We start from the raw sequence: 13,671 nt of genomic DNA on the forward strand, positions 1-13,671 counted from the left end.
ATGCCGCATTCAGGGGCACGCATTTCCCGTATGATGCTCCCTGAAATCAGATCCCGTTGACGGAGGGCATCCTTCGGACGCGCCGGGTCGATCAGTCGGGCCTCCCATGCGTTTGAACTTACATCTCGGTTTGGCCGCCTGCGGTCTCGCGGCCCTGGTTGCCATGGCGCAGCCCGCGTGGTCTGCAGCTCCCCCGGCTCAGCCGAAGGAGGGCCCTGGCGGGATCGGCGACCGCGACGCGACGATCACGAAGCGCGGCCTCGGCAAGGCCGGCGCCGGAAGCTTCGTGTTCTACAAAGCTGGGGCGGCGCCCTCGGAAGGACGCCCGGTCATCGTGCTGCTCCATGCCTGGGGTGCGCCGAATCCCCAGGCCTACGGAGGCTGGATCGACCATCTGGCACGCACCGGGGCCCTGGTGATCTTTCCCCGCTTCCAGGAGGTGAACCGCACGCGGCCGGCCGATGCGAGTGCCATCGCCGAGCGCCTGCTCAAGGCGGCCCTCGCGGAACTCGGCACGGATGCGGAGGCGAAGCCGGACCTGAAGCGCGTCGCGCTGATCGGGCATCTGGCCGGCGCTCCGATCGCGGCGAACATCGCGGCGGATGCCGGGGAGCAGGGATTGCCCGTGCCGCGCCTCGTCTTTGCAATCATGCCCGGTGGAATCGCGAGCGATGCACGGTCGCGTGGTGTCGTCCTTCACGATCTCTCCCGGATCGCCTCCGAGACCCTCGTGATCACGGTGATCGGCGACCGCGATGCGCGCGCGGCGGATCTGGCCGCCCGACGCCTCCTGCGGGAGGCGAGCGCGGTTGCCACCGATCGCAAGCTGTTCCTGAGGGCGTTATCGGACGATCACGGTTTTCCGGCCCTGACAGCAACGCTGTCCTCACCGGCGGCGGTCGATCCCGCCTATGATGGCGGCGCGATCAAGCTGCCGCCGGAGCCTCCGCGCGATCCGAAGCAGCCGGCACCCCCCTTCAAATGGACGCCCGACATGGCGCTGACGGGCGAGCAGACCACGCTGGTGGCACAGATCAACAATGCCCGCGCCGACAGCCTGGATTATCTCGCCTACTGGAAGACCTTCGATCTCGCGGCCACCGCGGCCTTCGCCGGCAGCGACGCCGGCACCCTGAAAGGCAATCCCCGCTTCGGCGACATGGAGCGTTGGGCGGACGGCTGGCCGGTCAAGCGCCTCGTGATCGAGACGCCGCGTGCCGCCGTGGCGCCGAGCGCAACGGCTCCCGCATCATCGGCGCCCCGGCCGAAGCCGGCCAGCGGACGACGCCCCTGATCGTCGGCGCACGCCACGTCTCGGACCTGGATCGATCCCAATGCAGCTGTTTCATTCACACCTTTCGCCCTTTGCGCGGAAAGTCATGGTCGTCGCCTTCGAGCACGGTCTTACGGACAGTCTCGAACTGCTTCCCGCCGCCGCCCATCCGATGAAGCGTGACGGGACGGTCCTGGCCCGGCACCCCATGGCGCAGGTGCCGACCCTCATCGACGAGTCCGGTCAGGCGATCGCCGACAGCCGCGTCATCTGCGAATACCTCGATACCCGGGCCGGGGGCGGCCTGTTCCCGGCGAGCGGCCCCGCGCGCTGGACCGCCCTGAACGATCAGTCCACGGCGGACGGCATGCTCGATGCCGCGCTGTTGGTCCGGTACGAGTTGACGGCCCGCCGTGAATCCGAGCGTTCAGCCGCCTGGATCGCCGGACAGACCGCGAAGATCGAGAGTGTACTCGCGAGCTTCGAAGCCAATGCGAGGCGCCTCGAGGCCCGCGTGGATATCGGGACCATCGCTCTCGGTTGCACCCTCGGCTACCTCGACCTGCGGTTCGCCGAACTCGCCTGGCCTGATGCCCATCCGGCCCTCGCGGCCTGGTACACGATGTTTGCGGCGCGCCCGTCGATGATGGCAACGCGGCCCCCCGCCTCCTGAGGCGGGACAGGTCTGGCGCAGGGGTTGCGTGATCGCCTTCGGGGTCTCCCGGAGAAGCCGCCATGCCCGATTTCGTCGCCGCGCTCGCCGCCGCCATACTCTTCTGCGTCGTCGTTCTTCTTCTGAACGCGCTGACGCGGCTCACGCTGGGGCTGCATCTGGCCCCCGCCGACCTCGCCGAGAACGGCCTCGCTCAATTCGTCCCCGCTCTCGTGGTGTCCGTATTGGTCTGGCGACGGGCGGTGGGCCGCCGTCCGGTCTGAGGCGCGCGATCCGCCCGAGCGCACGGTCTCGTGGCCCTCCGAATCAGCCGCCAAACCGGTCGTGTCGAAAACGTGGCCGTCGTGTGACCACAGCAGGAACCCGATCGCTAACTTGGCGTTATGCTGACATGAGGTCGCAGCCGATGCTGCACCATACTTGATAAGGGTGAGTCACATGCTCGGTTGGGCCGTTACATTCCTGGTCGTCGCCCTCGTTGCGGCGCTGCTTGGCTTCGGTGGCATTGCCGGCACGGCGATGGAAGCCGCCAAGCTCGTGTTCTTCGTCGCGATCGTGCTCTTCGCCATCTCGGCCGTGATCGGCCTGATGCGCGGCCGCTCGCCGACCCTCTGACATAGGTCCGGGTCAGGATGAAACCCTGATCCGAACAGCATGGAAAGGGCCGCTCGTTCACGCGAGCGGCCCTTCTTCGTCGAAGACAGCGATTGACGGTGATAGGCCGTCCGCCGTGGCCTCTCAGGCGTCCGGGTCCGGATCAAACGTCGTACCGTCGAGTTTAGCGATGAGATCGCGGAAGCGGTCTGGAACCGGTTGCTGGATGATCGTATCGTACATCGCGCGCAGGTGCAGTCCGATCCGCTTCTGGGTATGATCACTGAGGCCCTGCCCCGCGGGATCGTCACTCGTCTTCGGGAGCGCGCCCTCGGGGGAGGGGCCGGCGCCCGATCCGTGTTCGTCCATACTCAGGTCCCCTTGGATGTCGACAAGCGACATCGCCGCGATTGTTTTGCGGCGTCACATAGGCCATGGCTGCTGCTGCAACGCTGGTGTGAACAATGGGTTCCCGACCGGCGGAACGGAGCCCGGCATTCCGCGTTGTGGCGGAGGCGCCCGAGAGAACGGCACAGCCAAGGGGATATAATGTCGACAGCTCAACTCGTCGTTCAGCACCTGCCGTACCTGCGCCGTTACGCGCGGGCGCTGACCGGCAGCCAAGTGGCTGGCGACGCCTACGTGGCGGCGACGCTCGAAACTCTGGTGAATGAGCCGGAGACGCTCGGCCGCAGCTCGAACGTGAAGGCTGATCTGTTTCGCGTCTTCACGCGCATTTGGAATTCGCTCTCGGTGAACGGCCAGAGCGAGCAGGTTCAGCACGACCTTCCGGCCGAGGTGCGGCTCGGGCAGATCACGCCGCTTCCCCGTCAGGCGTTCCTGCTCTCCTGCCTCGAAGGCTTTTCGGAGGAGGATGCCGCCATCATCCTCGACGTCGACGTCGGTCAGGTTCGGGACCTCGTCGACGAGGCGGGCCGCGAACTCGCCGCCGACATGGCCACCGAGATCCTCATCATCGAGGACGAGCCCCTGATCGCCATGGACTTGGAAGCCCTCGTCGAGGGGCTCGGCCACAATGTCATCGGTGTGGCTCGGACGCGCACCGAAGCCATCAAGATCGCATCCGAAGGCACACGCCCGGGCCTGATCCTGGCCGATATCCAGCTCGCGGACGGCAGCTCCGGCCTCGATGCGGTCAACGATCTCCTGAAGACCTTCGAGGTTCCGGTGATCTTCATCACCGCGTATCCGGAGCGCTTCCTCACCGGCGAGCGGCCAGAGCCAGCCTTCCTCATCGCCAAGCCGTTCCAACCCGCGAATGTCTCGGCCGTGATCAGTCAGGCCCTGTTCTTCCAGCAAAGCGCACGTCGGCGCGAGTCGAAGACGGCCTGATCCGGCGCGGCGAACGCCGCAATCGATCCTTTAACGTAACGACGACCCCGGCCAGAAGCCGGGGTTTTTTATTGCCCGATGCTCGATGCGGTCGATTCGACGCGAAAAAAACGGGTCGGAGATGATCCGACCCGTTCGAAAGGTTCCGGCCAATGCACAAGGGGAATGCGGGGGAGGACCAGGCGGCCGGGTGCCTGAACAACGACCGATGGGCGGGGCGGTTCCAAAATCCCCGGCCTGGGTCGCAATTTATGAAGATGTTGCAGCTTGACCACACGCCCGGGATCCGACGCGCGGTCGCGTACGACGATCAGAGCAATTTGCGCCGTTGAATTAACGTCCTGAAATCCAGATTAAAATGGTTAAGGAACCGTTTTCAGGCCGCCGCGTTGATCGTGCAACCTGTCAAGCTCCGCATGGAGATTACGACGATGTTCCGGTCTGGATTCTTTCTCAGCGTGAGTGGACCGGCCGCGATCTTGACCCTGATGGTCCATCCGACCGTTCGCGAGACGGCTGACCAGTGGAGGCCAAGCGTGTCGATCGAGAGTTCGGCCGGATCATCGGATGCTCGTGCGATCAGCGCGCTGAGCCACGGCCGTGTCGCCTTCATCCCATCCGCCCCGGCACGCACCAGGGTGATGCCTCCCAGCGCCGGCCAGACGGCCAGCGACAAGGAAATGCCGCGTATGCGTAAGCCTCTCCAGGAAGGCTGCGAACGGTCGATCAGCTCCCTCGCGGGACCGGAAGCGCGTCGGATGCTGCCGGGTCGGTGCATGACCTGAGCGGCAACACAGTATGCCGACAACGACAAAGCCCCGTTCTTAGCGAGCGGGGCTTTGTCGTTGGAAGACCCAAAAAAACGGAAACCGCGCGGTCCGACAGGACCGCGCGGAATAAGATCTAGTCCTCGCCGGGCCGTCCGGAACCCGTGGACTGTCCGCCCTTGCGACCGGCATTCGACGCGAGTTCGCGATCCTGAGAGAACGAGCGCTTCTCGGCCGGCACGCTGCGGCCGCCCTTGCTCGCGATCTCCCGTTGACGCTCGAGATCCATCGAGGCGAAACCTCGCTTCGAGGTGGAATTTCCTGATGCCATCAGCGCCTCCTCAGCATTGCTTTCACTGGATGGACAACCTTTGCCAATATCGATGGTTCCTCGTCTCGTGGGGGTGGCAGCAAAGCGCCCGAGGAGAATTGGGCGTTAATTCAAGCTTAACCGTTAAGGGCAAAGCAGAGCTCGCGCCGTCGCACGCTGTTGCCGTCACCGTCGGCCGCGGGCTCGACCGCCCGCTCTGGACAAAGTTGCGCCGACCGGCATTGGATGGCTGAATCGTGCCGTGCCGGGAGGGACGTCGCGCCGTTGGAGCCGTCCCAGGAGCCCGCCCATGACCCTCGACACCGAGGTATCCTCGCTGCGTCAGGTACCGTTGTTTCGCGGCGTCGAGCCGTCGCGTCTCAAGCTGCTGGCGTTCACGAGCGAGCGCGTCCACTTCGAGGCTGGCCAGCAACTCTTCGCCCGCGGGGATGCGGCGGACGCCGCCTACCTGCTGCTCGACGGGACCGCCGAAGTCTCCATCGACCGGCCGCAGGGGCCATTCCGCCTCGCGCTCCTCGGCGCCAATGCGCTGGTGGGCGAGATGGGTATCCTGGCCGACCAGCCGCGCTCCGCCACGGTGTCGGCGGTCGAGCCGGCCAATGCCCTCCGGATCGACCGGGCGGTGTTCCTCGAGCTGCTCGCGCAGTTTCCCCAGATCGGCATTGCGGTCATGCGCGAGCTGGCCCTGCGCCTGGAACAGACGAACCAGCAACTCGCGCAGAGCCAGGGCTGAGAGACCGTCGGAGCGGAGGGTCCGACGCGAAGCGTCGGGATCGGCGGCCTCACGCCTCCGGATAGGTGATGAATTCCATCAGGGAACCGTCCGGGTCGCGGAAATACACGCTGATCCCGAGCCCGGCCGCGCCGTTGCGTTCCACGGGCCCCAGTTCGATGGGGACGCCGTGGGCGGCGAGATGCGCAGCAGCCGTCTTGATCGGCCCTGACCAGCGGAAACACAGGTCGCTGTTGCCGGGCATCACCGGTCGTTCGGCGAGCGGCGTCGCCTCGACCCCGGGCCCGTGGACGTTCAGCTGAACCCCGCCGAACCGATAGGCGGAGCCGACGCCCAGTGAGATGACCTCCGCGCCCATCACATCTCGGTAGAACGCGTTGGAACGCTCCCAGTCGGTGACGTGGATGACGCAGTGGTCGAGGTGGATGGCGGGCGCGAGGCCGGCGACAGGCGCCTCCACATCGATCGTCGTGAGCGTCTGCGTATCGGCCATGTCGCATCCTGCCGTGTCCGGGAGCGGGGCCGATCATGGGGGCGGGTGTCCCGGCGTGCAATACCGTCGGTTGAACCGAAGAGGGTGGCCCTCGCGAGGATGCGGCGAGATCAAGGCGCCTCGTACCGTACGCGGCATCCACCCTGCGGCGGGAAAGACACAACCTTTGCCGCTGAGCGAGGCTAGTCAGGAGACAACTGTCGTCCGACACGTCGAATCGTGGAGCCGTCCATGCCGCCCCGCCGCCTTGCCCTTGGCCTGATCCTGCTGGCCCCCCTGGCCGCCTGCCAATCGCGGGGACCGCTGGCCACGGCGCAGAACGACGAGGCCGCCTGGTACACCGGGACGATGCCGGACAAGCCGTTCGACGTGCCCCTCGTCGACACGGCGCGCCTCGACCCGAAATACCGCCGCCAGGTGGTGCGCTACACCGGCCCCGAGAAGCCCGGGACCATCGTGGTCGATATCGACGCCCGCCAGCTCGCCCTGGTTCAGGAGGACGGCACGGCCCTGCAGTACGGTGTCGGCGTCGGCAAGCTCGGCTTTTCCTGGAAGGGGCAGGCCCGGGTCGGACGAAAGGGAACCTGGCCCGATTGGCGCCCCACCACGACGATGGTCTCGCTGAATCCGGACCTGCCCCGCACGCTCAAGGGCGGCGTGGACAACCCGCTCGGAGCGCGCGCCCTGTACCTCTACCAGGGATCTCGCGACATCCTGTTCCGCATTCACGGCACCAACGAACCGTGGAGCATCGGTGAGCAGATGTCCTCCGGCTGCGTGCGCATGTTGAATGAGGACATCGTCGATCTCTACGAGCGTGTTCCCGTGGGAGCGACGGTGCTCATCAAGAGGAACGGGAAGTACCGGGTCTAAGTCGCCGCCACTCGGACGCGACGAAAGCCGGCCGCGAGGGACACGCGGCCGACGAACGGAAGTGAAGGACCACGCGCGATGACCATCACCATCTCCAGCCTTCAACCGATCATTGCACTGGCGGCCGGCATCCTCATCCTGATCGTGCCGCGACTGTTGAACTTCATCGTCGCCATTTACCTGATCCTCGTTGGCCTTATCGGCCTGGGAGTCTTCCGCTCCCTATCCTGAGGTTGTGCCGAGGGGTTACAGGAAGCTGAAACCGTTACGACGTTCAGGCTTGGCCGTGCCGTTCATCTTGCGTTGCAGCACGAGATGGTCCAACCCGCCGTGTTAGGCATGGGGCGCGTTTCACTCCTGCAAGCGGACGGATACAAATGGGCAAATGGGTCTACTCCTTCGGTGACGGCAAGGCCGAGGGCCAGTCGTCCATGCGCAACCTGCTGGGTGGCAAGGGCGCGAACCTCGCCGAGATGTCGAATCTCGGCCTGCCTGTGCCCCCCGGCTTCACCATCACGACGGAAGTCTGCACCTACTATTACGACCACGGGCAGCAATATCCCGCCGAGCTGAAGGCCGAGGTCCAGGCCGCGCTCGATGCAGTCGGCGCCCTCACCGGACGCGGGTTCGGCGATCCGCAGACCCCGCTCCTCGTCTCGGTCCGCTCTGGCGCCCGCGCCTCGATGCCGGGCATGATGGACACCGTGCTCAACCTCGGCCTCAACGACGTCACCGTCGAGGCGCTTGCCCAAGGAGCCGGAGACCCGCGCTTCGCCTACGATTCCTACCGCCGCTTCATCACCATGTACTCGAACGTAGTGCTGGGCGTGGAGCACCACGCCTTCGAGGAGGCGCTGGAGCATTACAAGGAAGAGAAGGGCGTCAGCCTCGACACCGAGCTCGGCGCGGACGATTGGAAGCATCTCGTCGGCAAGTACAAGGCCATCGTGAAGGCCGAGCACGGCTCGGACTTCCCGCAGGCACCCGAGGACCAGCTCTGGGGCGCCATCGGCGCGGTGTTCGATTCCTGGATGATCCCGCGCGCCAAGAAGTACCGTGAGCTGAACAGCATTCCGGAGAGCTGGGGTACGGCCGTCAACGTGCAGGCCATGGTGTTCGGCAACATGGGCGACACCTCGGCCACCGGCGTCGCATTCACGCGCAACCCGTCCACCGGCGAGCGCGCGCTCTACGGCGAGTTCCTGATCAACGCACAGGGCGAGGACGTGGTGGCGGGCATCCGCACCCCGCAGGACATCACCGAGAAGGCCCGCATCGAGGCGAAGTCCGACCGCCCCTCGATGGAGCTGGCAATGCCCGACTCCTACGGCGAGCTGGTGCGGATCTACGGCCTCCTCGAGAACCACTACCGCGACATGCAGGACATGGAGTTCACCATCGAGAGCGGGAAGCTCTGGATGCTCCAGACCCGCAACGGAAAGCGCACCGCGAAGGCGGCCCTGCGGATCGCCGTCGATCTGGCGGCGGAAGGTCTGATCACCGAGGAGGAGGCCATCGGCCGCGTCGAGCCGGCTGCCCTCGACCAGCTCCTGCACCCGACCATCGACCCCAAGGCGGAGCGCAAGGTCATCGCTGCCGGCCTGCCCGCCTCGCCGGGCGCCGCCACGGGTGAGATCGTCTTCAACTCCGAGGATGCCGAGGCCGCCCGCAAGGCGGAGCGCAAGTGTATCCTTGTGCGTGTGGAGACCTCGCCGGAGGATATCCACGGCATGCACGCCTCCGAGGGCATCCTGACGACGCGCGGCGGCATGACCTCCCACGCCGCCGTGGTGGCGCGCGGCATGGGCAAGCCCTGCGTCTCCGGGGTCGGCTCCATCCGCGTCGACTACAAGGCGGGCACGCTCACCGTGGCCGGTACCGTCCTGAAGGCCGGCGACCGGATCACCATCGACGGTTCCACGGGCCAGGTCCTGCTGGGCGAGGTGGCGATGCTGGAGCCGTCCCTGTCGGGTGAGTTCGCCACCCTGATGGGCTGGGCCGACAAGGTGCGCACCATGAAGGTCCGCACCAACGCCGACACCCCCACCGATGCGCGCGCCGCCCGCAACTTCGGCGCCGAGGGCATCGGCCTCTGCCGCACCGAGCACATGTTCTTCGAGGGCGACCGCATCGTCGCCGTGCGCGAGATGATCCTCGCCGACGACGTCGAGGGTCGCCGCTCGGCGCTCGCCAAGATCCTGCCCTACCAGCGCCAGGACTTCGTCGAGCTGTTCACCATCATGTCGGGTCTGCCCGTCACGATCCGCCTGCTCGATCCGCCGCTGCACGAATTCCTGCCGCACACGGACGAGGAAGTGCGGGACGTCGCAACGAGCACCGGCGTATCGGAGGAGAAGCTGCGCCGGCGCATGACGGAGCTGCACGAGTTCAATCCGATGCTCGGGTTCCGCGGCTGCCGCCTCGCCATCGCCTTCCCGGAAATCGCCGAGATGCAGGCGCGCGCGATCTTCGAGGCCGCTGTCCAGGCCGCCAAGGAGACCGGCGCCCCCGTGACCCCCGAGGTCATGGTCCCGCTGGTGTTCACGAAGCGGGAGTTCGACATCGTCAAGGATCGCATCGACGCCATGGCGAAGGCGGTTGCTGCCGAGACCGGCGGCACCGTCGATTACCAGGTGGGCACCATGATCGAGCTGCCCCGCGCTGCCCTGCGCGCCGGCGACATCGCCGAGACGGCGGAGTTCTTCTCCTTCGGCACCAACGACCTGACGCAGACGGCGCTCGGCATCTCCCGCGACGATGCAGCGACCTTCCTCGGGGCCTACACCCAAAAGGGCATCCTCGCCGCCGACCCGTTCATCTCGATCGACCAGGAAGGTGTCGGCGAACTGGTGCGCATCGGCGTCGAGCGCGGCCGCGCGGTGCGGCCCGACATCAAGCTCGGCATCTGCGGCGAGCACGGCGGCGATCCGGCCTCGATCGGGTTCTGCCAGGAGGTCGGCCTCGACTACGTGTCGTGCTCGCCTTACCGCGTGCCGATCGCCCGCCTCGCGGCGGCCCAGGCGGCCCTCGCGGCCAAGGGCGCCAAGTAAGGCTAAGACGCACCGGAACCGAGTTCGGGGCGGCCCTCGGCCGCCCCGACTTTCCTGTGAACGTCCCGTTCAACAAATTGTCGAAAACGCGGCGAACCGATGACGCGCGGGCACGTTCAGTGCTAGTGCCGAACCGTTGCGCGCGGGTCATCCTGCTCACAGGGGCGGCAGACAACGCGTGGGATCGCCGGCATGAACGATACCAGCCCACCTCCTCTCTTCATGAACGAAACCCCCGTTGCGGTTCCGTTGCCCCGGGCGGTCCAGCAGGCCTATCTCTGGGTCGTTGCCGGCCTGGGCGGCTTGGCCACGATCGGTCTGTTCGTCTTCGCGGTCGCGACCCAGAGCAGCGCCGATGCGGAGCGGATCGCAGGCCGGAATGGTGCGGAACGCTCGAGCCTGGCCACGGTCATCGGCCACCTCGCCGCCACGCATGGGCGCCCCGGCGCGCTCTGAGCGCCGGGCCTTAACCGCTTCGCAACCATAACGCTCGATAGTTCGACGTGTCGGCCACCGTCCCCCTGCTGGGAGTAGGTGGTTGGGGCGCGTGGCATTCGAGTATGGGTCGGTTGCGTGGCTACGAGACGGTTACGACGCACGTCGCACCTGCGCTGGCTCAGCACCGCCATGGTGCCCTGGGCCGCCGGGATGGGTTTCCTCGTGTCCTTCACCGCGACGGCTGGGACGGACCTGTCCGCCGGCGCGGCGGGTCATGCCGAGCAGGCTAGGCGGGCTGCCCTGACGGCCTCGCCCGGCGCCCGTCTGATCGGAACCGAAACCCGCACACGTCCCGCCCGGCGTTACGCCGCGCGGATCGACGGCACGGAGAGCGGAGCGCCTCATCCGACGCCGGACGGGGAGGCGCGGCTTCTCCTGGTCAGCACCGGGAACGCGGATCCCGATGGTGGTCTGCTCGCCCCCGGCTCCGCCGCATGGAAACCGGATCTCGACGCGGGCTTCGTACCGATGACCGAACGCGACCCGTCATGGACGGCGGGAGACGACGGCGTGATCGTCGTCGAGGACGGAGCGACGCCCGCGATCCCTCGCGCAGAGGCCCTGTCCTCCACCACGCCCGCCCCCGCCGACGCGACGCCGATCGAAGTCGCCGCCACGAGCCTGACCTTTCCCGGTCTGTCCCCTCGCGCGAACGAGGCGGACGGCGCGACCACGCCGGGCGCCGGGGTCGTGCCCGATATCGCCCGTCATCGCTATGCGGACCTGATCGGCCCGGATGCCATGGACCGGGAGCAACGCTGCCTGGCGGAAGCCGTGTATTTCGAGGCCCGGAGCGAGCCGGAAGAAGGGCAGGCCGCCGTCGCCCAGGTCGTGCTGAACCGCGTCAAGAGTGGGCTCTATCCCGGCAACGTCTGCGGCGTGGTCTATCAGAACCGCCACCGTTACATGGGCTGCCAGTTCTCCTTCGCCTGTGAAGGCAAGTCCCTGCGCATCACCGACGGGCCCTCGTGGCAGAGTGCGACCCGCATCGCCAGCGCGGTGATCGAGGGGCGGACCTATCTGAGCGAGGTCGGCGGCGCGACCCACTACCATGCCGATTACGTCAAGCCCGGCTGGTCGCGGCGCCTGAGGAAGATGGATGTCATCGGACGGCACATCTTCTATCAGCTCAAGCGCGGTCAGACCTGATTTCCTGAATCGTTCCGCGGATTCTTACCTAAGCACTGCAACATCTCGGTAGTCCTAAGCTTGGGTTAATTTTACCCTGACTCTGGATTGAGCTTGCCCGACCGGCAACTTGGCGGCCTCTGATACGTCGAGGATGCGCGCACCCGTGTGCCATCCCGCCGTTTCAGCCTTTTGAGCCCCGAGGAACCCGATATGACCGCGCCGGTCACCCCACGCCTGCTTCTCGCCGCCATCGCCGGCGCCGTCATCACCACAGCGTCCGCCGAGGCCGGGGGCTGCGGCGGGGCCGAGTGCTACCGGCACGTCAACGCGCCGCCGATCTACGGCGCCGTCTCCGAGCGCGTCCTCGTGCGACCGCCCGAAACGGTGTACCGCACCATCCCGCCGGTCTACGAAACCGTGTCGGAGCGCATTCTGGTGGCGCCGGGCGGCCGCGTCTGGCAGACCCGCCGCGATGCATACGGCGAGCTCATCGGCTGCTGGGTCGACGTTCCGCCCCGCTACTCCGTGCGCCATCGCCGGGTGCTCGTCCAACCGGCCCAGTCCATCCCCGAGACGATCCCGGCGCAATATGCCAGCGTGCGCCGCCGCGTGCTCGTGCAGCCCGCCCGCTCGGGCTGGGTTCCGGCGAATTACGGTCAGGGCGGGTATCCTGGCACCTTCGGTCCGAGCCTCGCCGTCGGCTCCCTGCCCGATGCCTTCGGCATCACCGGCGCCAGCTCGGCCGATGTCGGCGTCGGCCTCGGCTTCTCCTCGGGCAGCATCTACGACGGCTACTGAGCCGCAACGCCGAGCCTGTTCGACCGGCCCCGGGTGCCAACGCTCCGGGGCCGCTTGATTCGAGGCCGCGCCGCCACACCTCATGAGCCGAACCGGAGGGTGCGCCATGGGTCAGTTCAAGGCTTGGGTCGTCGAGAAGACCGAGACGGGGCAATCGCTCGCCTTCAAGGATTTCGACGATGCCGACCTGATGGAAGGCGACGTGACCGTCCGGCTCACTCACTCCACGGTAAATTTCAAGGACGGCCTGGCGATGACCGGGCGCTCGCCCGTGGTGCGGCGCTTTCCCATGATCCCGGGCATCGATTTCTCAGGCGTGGTCGAGGCCTCGGACCATCCGGAGTACAAGGCCGGCGACCCGGTGGTGCTCACCGGCTGGGGCGTCGGAGAAACGCATCTCGGCGCCTATGCCCAGCGCGCGCGGGTGAAGGGGGACTGGCTCGTGCCCCTGCCGCAGGGTTTGACCCCCGCCCAGGCCATGGCGATCGGAACGGCGGGCTACACCGCGATGCTGTGTTTGATGGCGCTCGATCACCACGGCGTCACCCCGGAGCAGGGGCCGGCCCTCGTCACGGGGGCCTCTGGCGGCGTCGGCTCCGTCGCGGTGGCGCTGCTGGCGCAGGCCGGATGGCACGTGATCGCATCCACCGGACGCGCATCGGAGGAACCCTATCTTCGCGACCTCGGCGCCTCCGAGATCCTCGACCGCGCCGAACTCGGGAAACCCGGCAAGCCGCTGGCGAAGGAGCGCTGGGCGGCGGCAATCGATGCGGTGGGCTCGACCACCCTCGCCAACGTGCTCGCCGGGACGACGTCGGATGGCGCCGTGGCCGCGTGCGGCCTCGCGCAGGGTATGGACCTGCCGACCTCCGTGGCGCCCTTCATCCTGCGCGGCGTCTCGCTCCTCGGCATCAACAGCGTGACCACGCCTCAGCCCAAGCGCCGCGAGGCCTGGGCGCGGCTCGCACGGGAGCTCGACCACGACAAACTCGCCGCGATGACGCAGACCGTCCCGTTGCCCGGTGTGGATACCGTTGCGGAAGCGATCCTCGCGGGCCGGGTGCGCGGCCGGACCGTGGTGGAGATCGCCTGAGGGCGGGGGAG

At 67.1% G+C, this 13,671-nt stretch carries 17 protein-coding genes; 13 read left to right on the top strand and 4 right to left on the bottom strand.

Annotation, left to right across the window (positions count from 1 at the left end):
* The first annotated feature begins 106 nt into the window (after positions 1–106).
* The 4 genes from OF380_RS17120 to OF380_RS17135 all read left to right on the top strand — a co-directional run bounded on the left by OF380_RS17120 (position 107) and on the right by OF380_RS17135 (position 2,561).
* Positions 107–1,294 carry an alpha/beta hydrolase gene (locus tag OF380_RS17120; RefSeq protein ID WP_264046052.1) on the top strand — a complete coding sequence of 396 codons (1,188 nt, stop codon included), beginning with the start codon at positions 107–109 and terminating at the stop codon, positions 1,292–1,294.
* A gap of 40 nt (positions 1,295–1,334) precedes the next feature.
* A complete protein-coding gene (locus OF380_RS17125) occupies positions 1,335–1,946 on the top strand; it encodes a glutathione S-transferase family protein (protein WP_264046054.1) in 612 nt (203 codons plus the stop codon).
* A 62-nt stretch (positions 1,947–2,008) separates the two neighbouring features.
* Positions 2,009–2,209, top strand: coding sequence for a hypothetical protein (locus OF380_RS17130; RefSeq protein ID WP_264046056.1), 201 nt, complete (start codon positions 2,009–2,011; stop codon positions 2,207–2,209).
* A gap of 175 nt (positions 2,210–2,384) precedes the next feature.
* Positions 2,385–2,561 carry a DUF1328 domain-containing protein gene (locus tag OF380_RS17135; protein WP_003599466.1) on the top strand — a complete coding sequence of 59 codons (177 nt, stop codon included), beginning with the start codon at positions 2,385–2,387 and terminating at the stop codon, positions 2,559–2,561.
* A gap of 123 nt (positions 2,562–2,684) precedes the next feature.
* Here the strand turns inward: OF380_RS17135 and OF380_RS17140 are convergent, their stop codons facing one another.
* On the bottom strand, positions 2,685–2,942 hold the full coding sequence (locus tag OF380_RS17140) for a NepR family anti-sigma factor (RefSeq protein ID WP_264046071.1): 258 nt from the start codon (positions 2,940–2,942) through the stop codon (positions 2,685–2,687).
* A gap of 147 nt (positions 2,943–3,089) precedes the next feature.
* On the opposite strand from OF380_RS17140, the gene OF380_RS17145 reads away from it, so the two are divergent.
* Positions 3,090–3,893 (top strand): response regulator, encoded by an 804-nt coding sequence (locus OF380_RS17145; RefSeq protein WP_264046072.1) that lies wholly within the window; start codon positions 3,090–3,092, stop codon positions 3,891–3,893.
* 376 nt (positions 3,894–4,269) lie between these two features.
* Here the strand turns inward: OF380_RS17145 and OF380_RS17150 are convergent, their stop codons facing one another.
* Positions 4,270–4,569 (bottom strand): hypothetical protein, encoded by a 300-nt coding sequence (locus OF380_RS17150; RefSeq protein WP_264046074.1) that lies wholly within the window; start codon positions 4,567–4,569, stop codon positions 4,270–4,272.
* A 227-nt stretch (positions 4,570–4,796) separates the two neighbouring features.
* Complete coding sequence (locus OF380_RS17155; RefSeq protein ID WP_264046076.1) at positions 4,797–4,991, bottom strand: con-10 family general stress protein; 195 nt, start codon at positions 4,989–4,991, stop codon at positions 4,797–4,799.
* A gap of 289 nt (positions 4,992–5,280) precedes the next feature.
* On the opposite strand from OF380_RS17155, the gene OF380_RS17160 reads away from it, so the two are divergent.
* On the top strand, positions 5,281–5,724 hold the full coding sequence (locus tag OF380_RS17160) for a cyclic nucleotide-binding domain-containing protein (RefSeq protein WP_264046077.1): 444 nt from the start codon (positions 5,281–5,283) through the stop codon (positions 5,722–5,724).
* 49 nt (positions 5,725–5,773) lie between these two features.
* Here the strand turns inward: OF380_RS17160 and OF380_RS17165 are convergent, their stop codons facing one another.
* Positions 5,774–6,217 (bottom strand): VOC family protein, encoded by a 444-nt coding sequence (locus tag OF380_RS17165; RefSeq protein ID WP_264046079.1) that lies wholly within the window; start codon positions 6,215–6,217, stop codon positions 5,774–5,776.
* A gap of 231 nt (positions 6,218–6,448) precedes the next feature.
* Here OF380_RS17165 and OF380_RS17170 point away from each other — a divergent pair, with 231 nt between their 5' ends.
* The 7 genes from OF380_RS17170 to acuI all read left to right on the top strand — a co-directional run bounded on the left by OF380_RS17170 (position 6,449) and on the right by acuI (position 13,660).
* Positions 6,449–7,090 (top strand): L,D-transpeptidase, encoded by a 642-nt coding sequence (locus tag OF380_RS17170; protein WP_264046081.1) that lies wholly within the window; start codon positions 6,449–6,451, stop codon positions 7,088–7,090.
* Between the two features lie 78 nt (positions 7,091–7,168).
* Entirely contained in the window at positions 7,169–7,321 is a 153-nt protein-coding gene (locus OF380_RS17175; protein ID WP_264046083.1) for a DUF3096 domain-containing protein, read from the top strand.
* A gap of 146 nt (positions 7,322–7,467) precedes the next feature.
* Positions 7,468–10,140, top strand: coding sequence for a pyruvate, phosphate dikinase (gene ppdK / locus OF380_RS17180; RefSeq protein ID WP_264046085.1), 2,673 nt, complete (start codon positions 7,468–7,470; stop codon positions 10,138–10,140).
* 192 nt (positions 10,141–10,332) lie between these two features.
* Entirely contained in the window at positions 10,333–10,596 is a 264-nt protein-coding gene (locus OF380_RS17185) for a hypothetical protein (protein WP_264046087.1), read from the top strand.
* Between the two features lie 117 nt (positions 10,597–10,713).
* Positions 10,714–11,787, top strand: coding sequence for a cell wall hydrolase (locus OF380_RS17190; RefSeq protein WP_404810470.1), 1,074 nt, complete (start codon positions 10,714–10,716; stop codon positions 11,785–11,787).
* Positions 11,788–11,979: 192 nt separating this feature from the next.
* Positions 11,980–12,567 carry a hypothetical protein gene (locus OF380_RS17195; RefSeq protein ID WP_264046090.1) on the top strand — a complete coding sequence of 196 codons (588 nt, stop codon included), beginning with the start codon at positions 11,980–11,982 and terminating at the stop codon, positions 12,565–12,567.
* 106 nt (positions 12,568–12,673) lie between these two features.
* Complete coding sequence (acuI, locus tag OF380_RS17200; RefSeq protein ID WP_264046092.1) at positions 12,674–13,660, top strand: acrylyl-CoA reductase (NADPH); 987 nt, start codon at positions 12,674–12,676, stop codon at positions 13,658–13,660.
* The last annotated feature ends 11 nt before the right edge of the window (positions 13,661–13,671 follow it).

This window comes from Methylobacterium sp. FF17 (assembly GCF_025813715.1).
GTDB classification, from domain to species: Bacteria; Pseudomonadota; Alphaproteobacteria; order Rhizobiales; family Beijerinckiaceae; genus Methylobacterium; species Methylobacterium flocculans.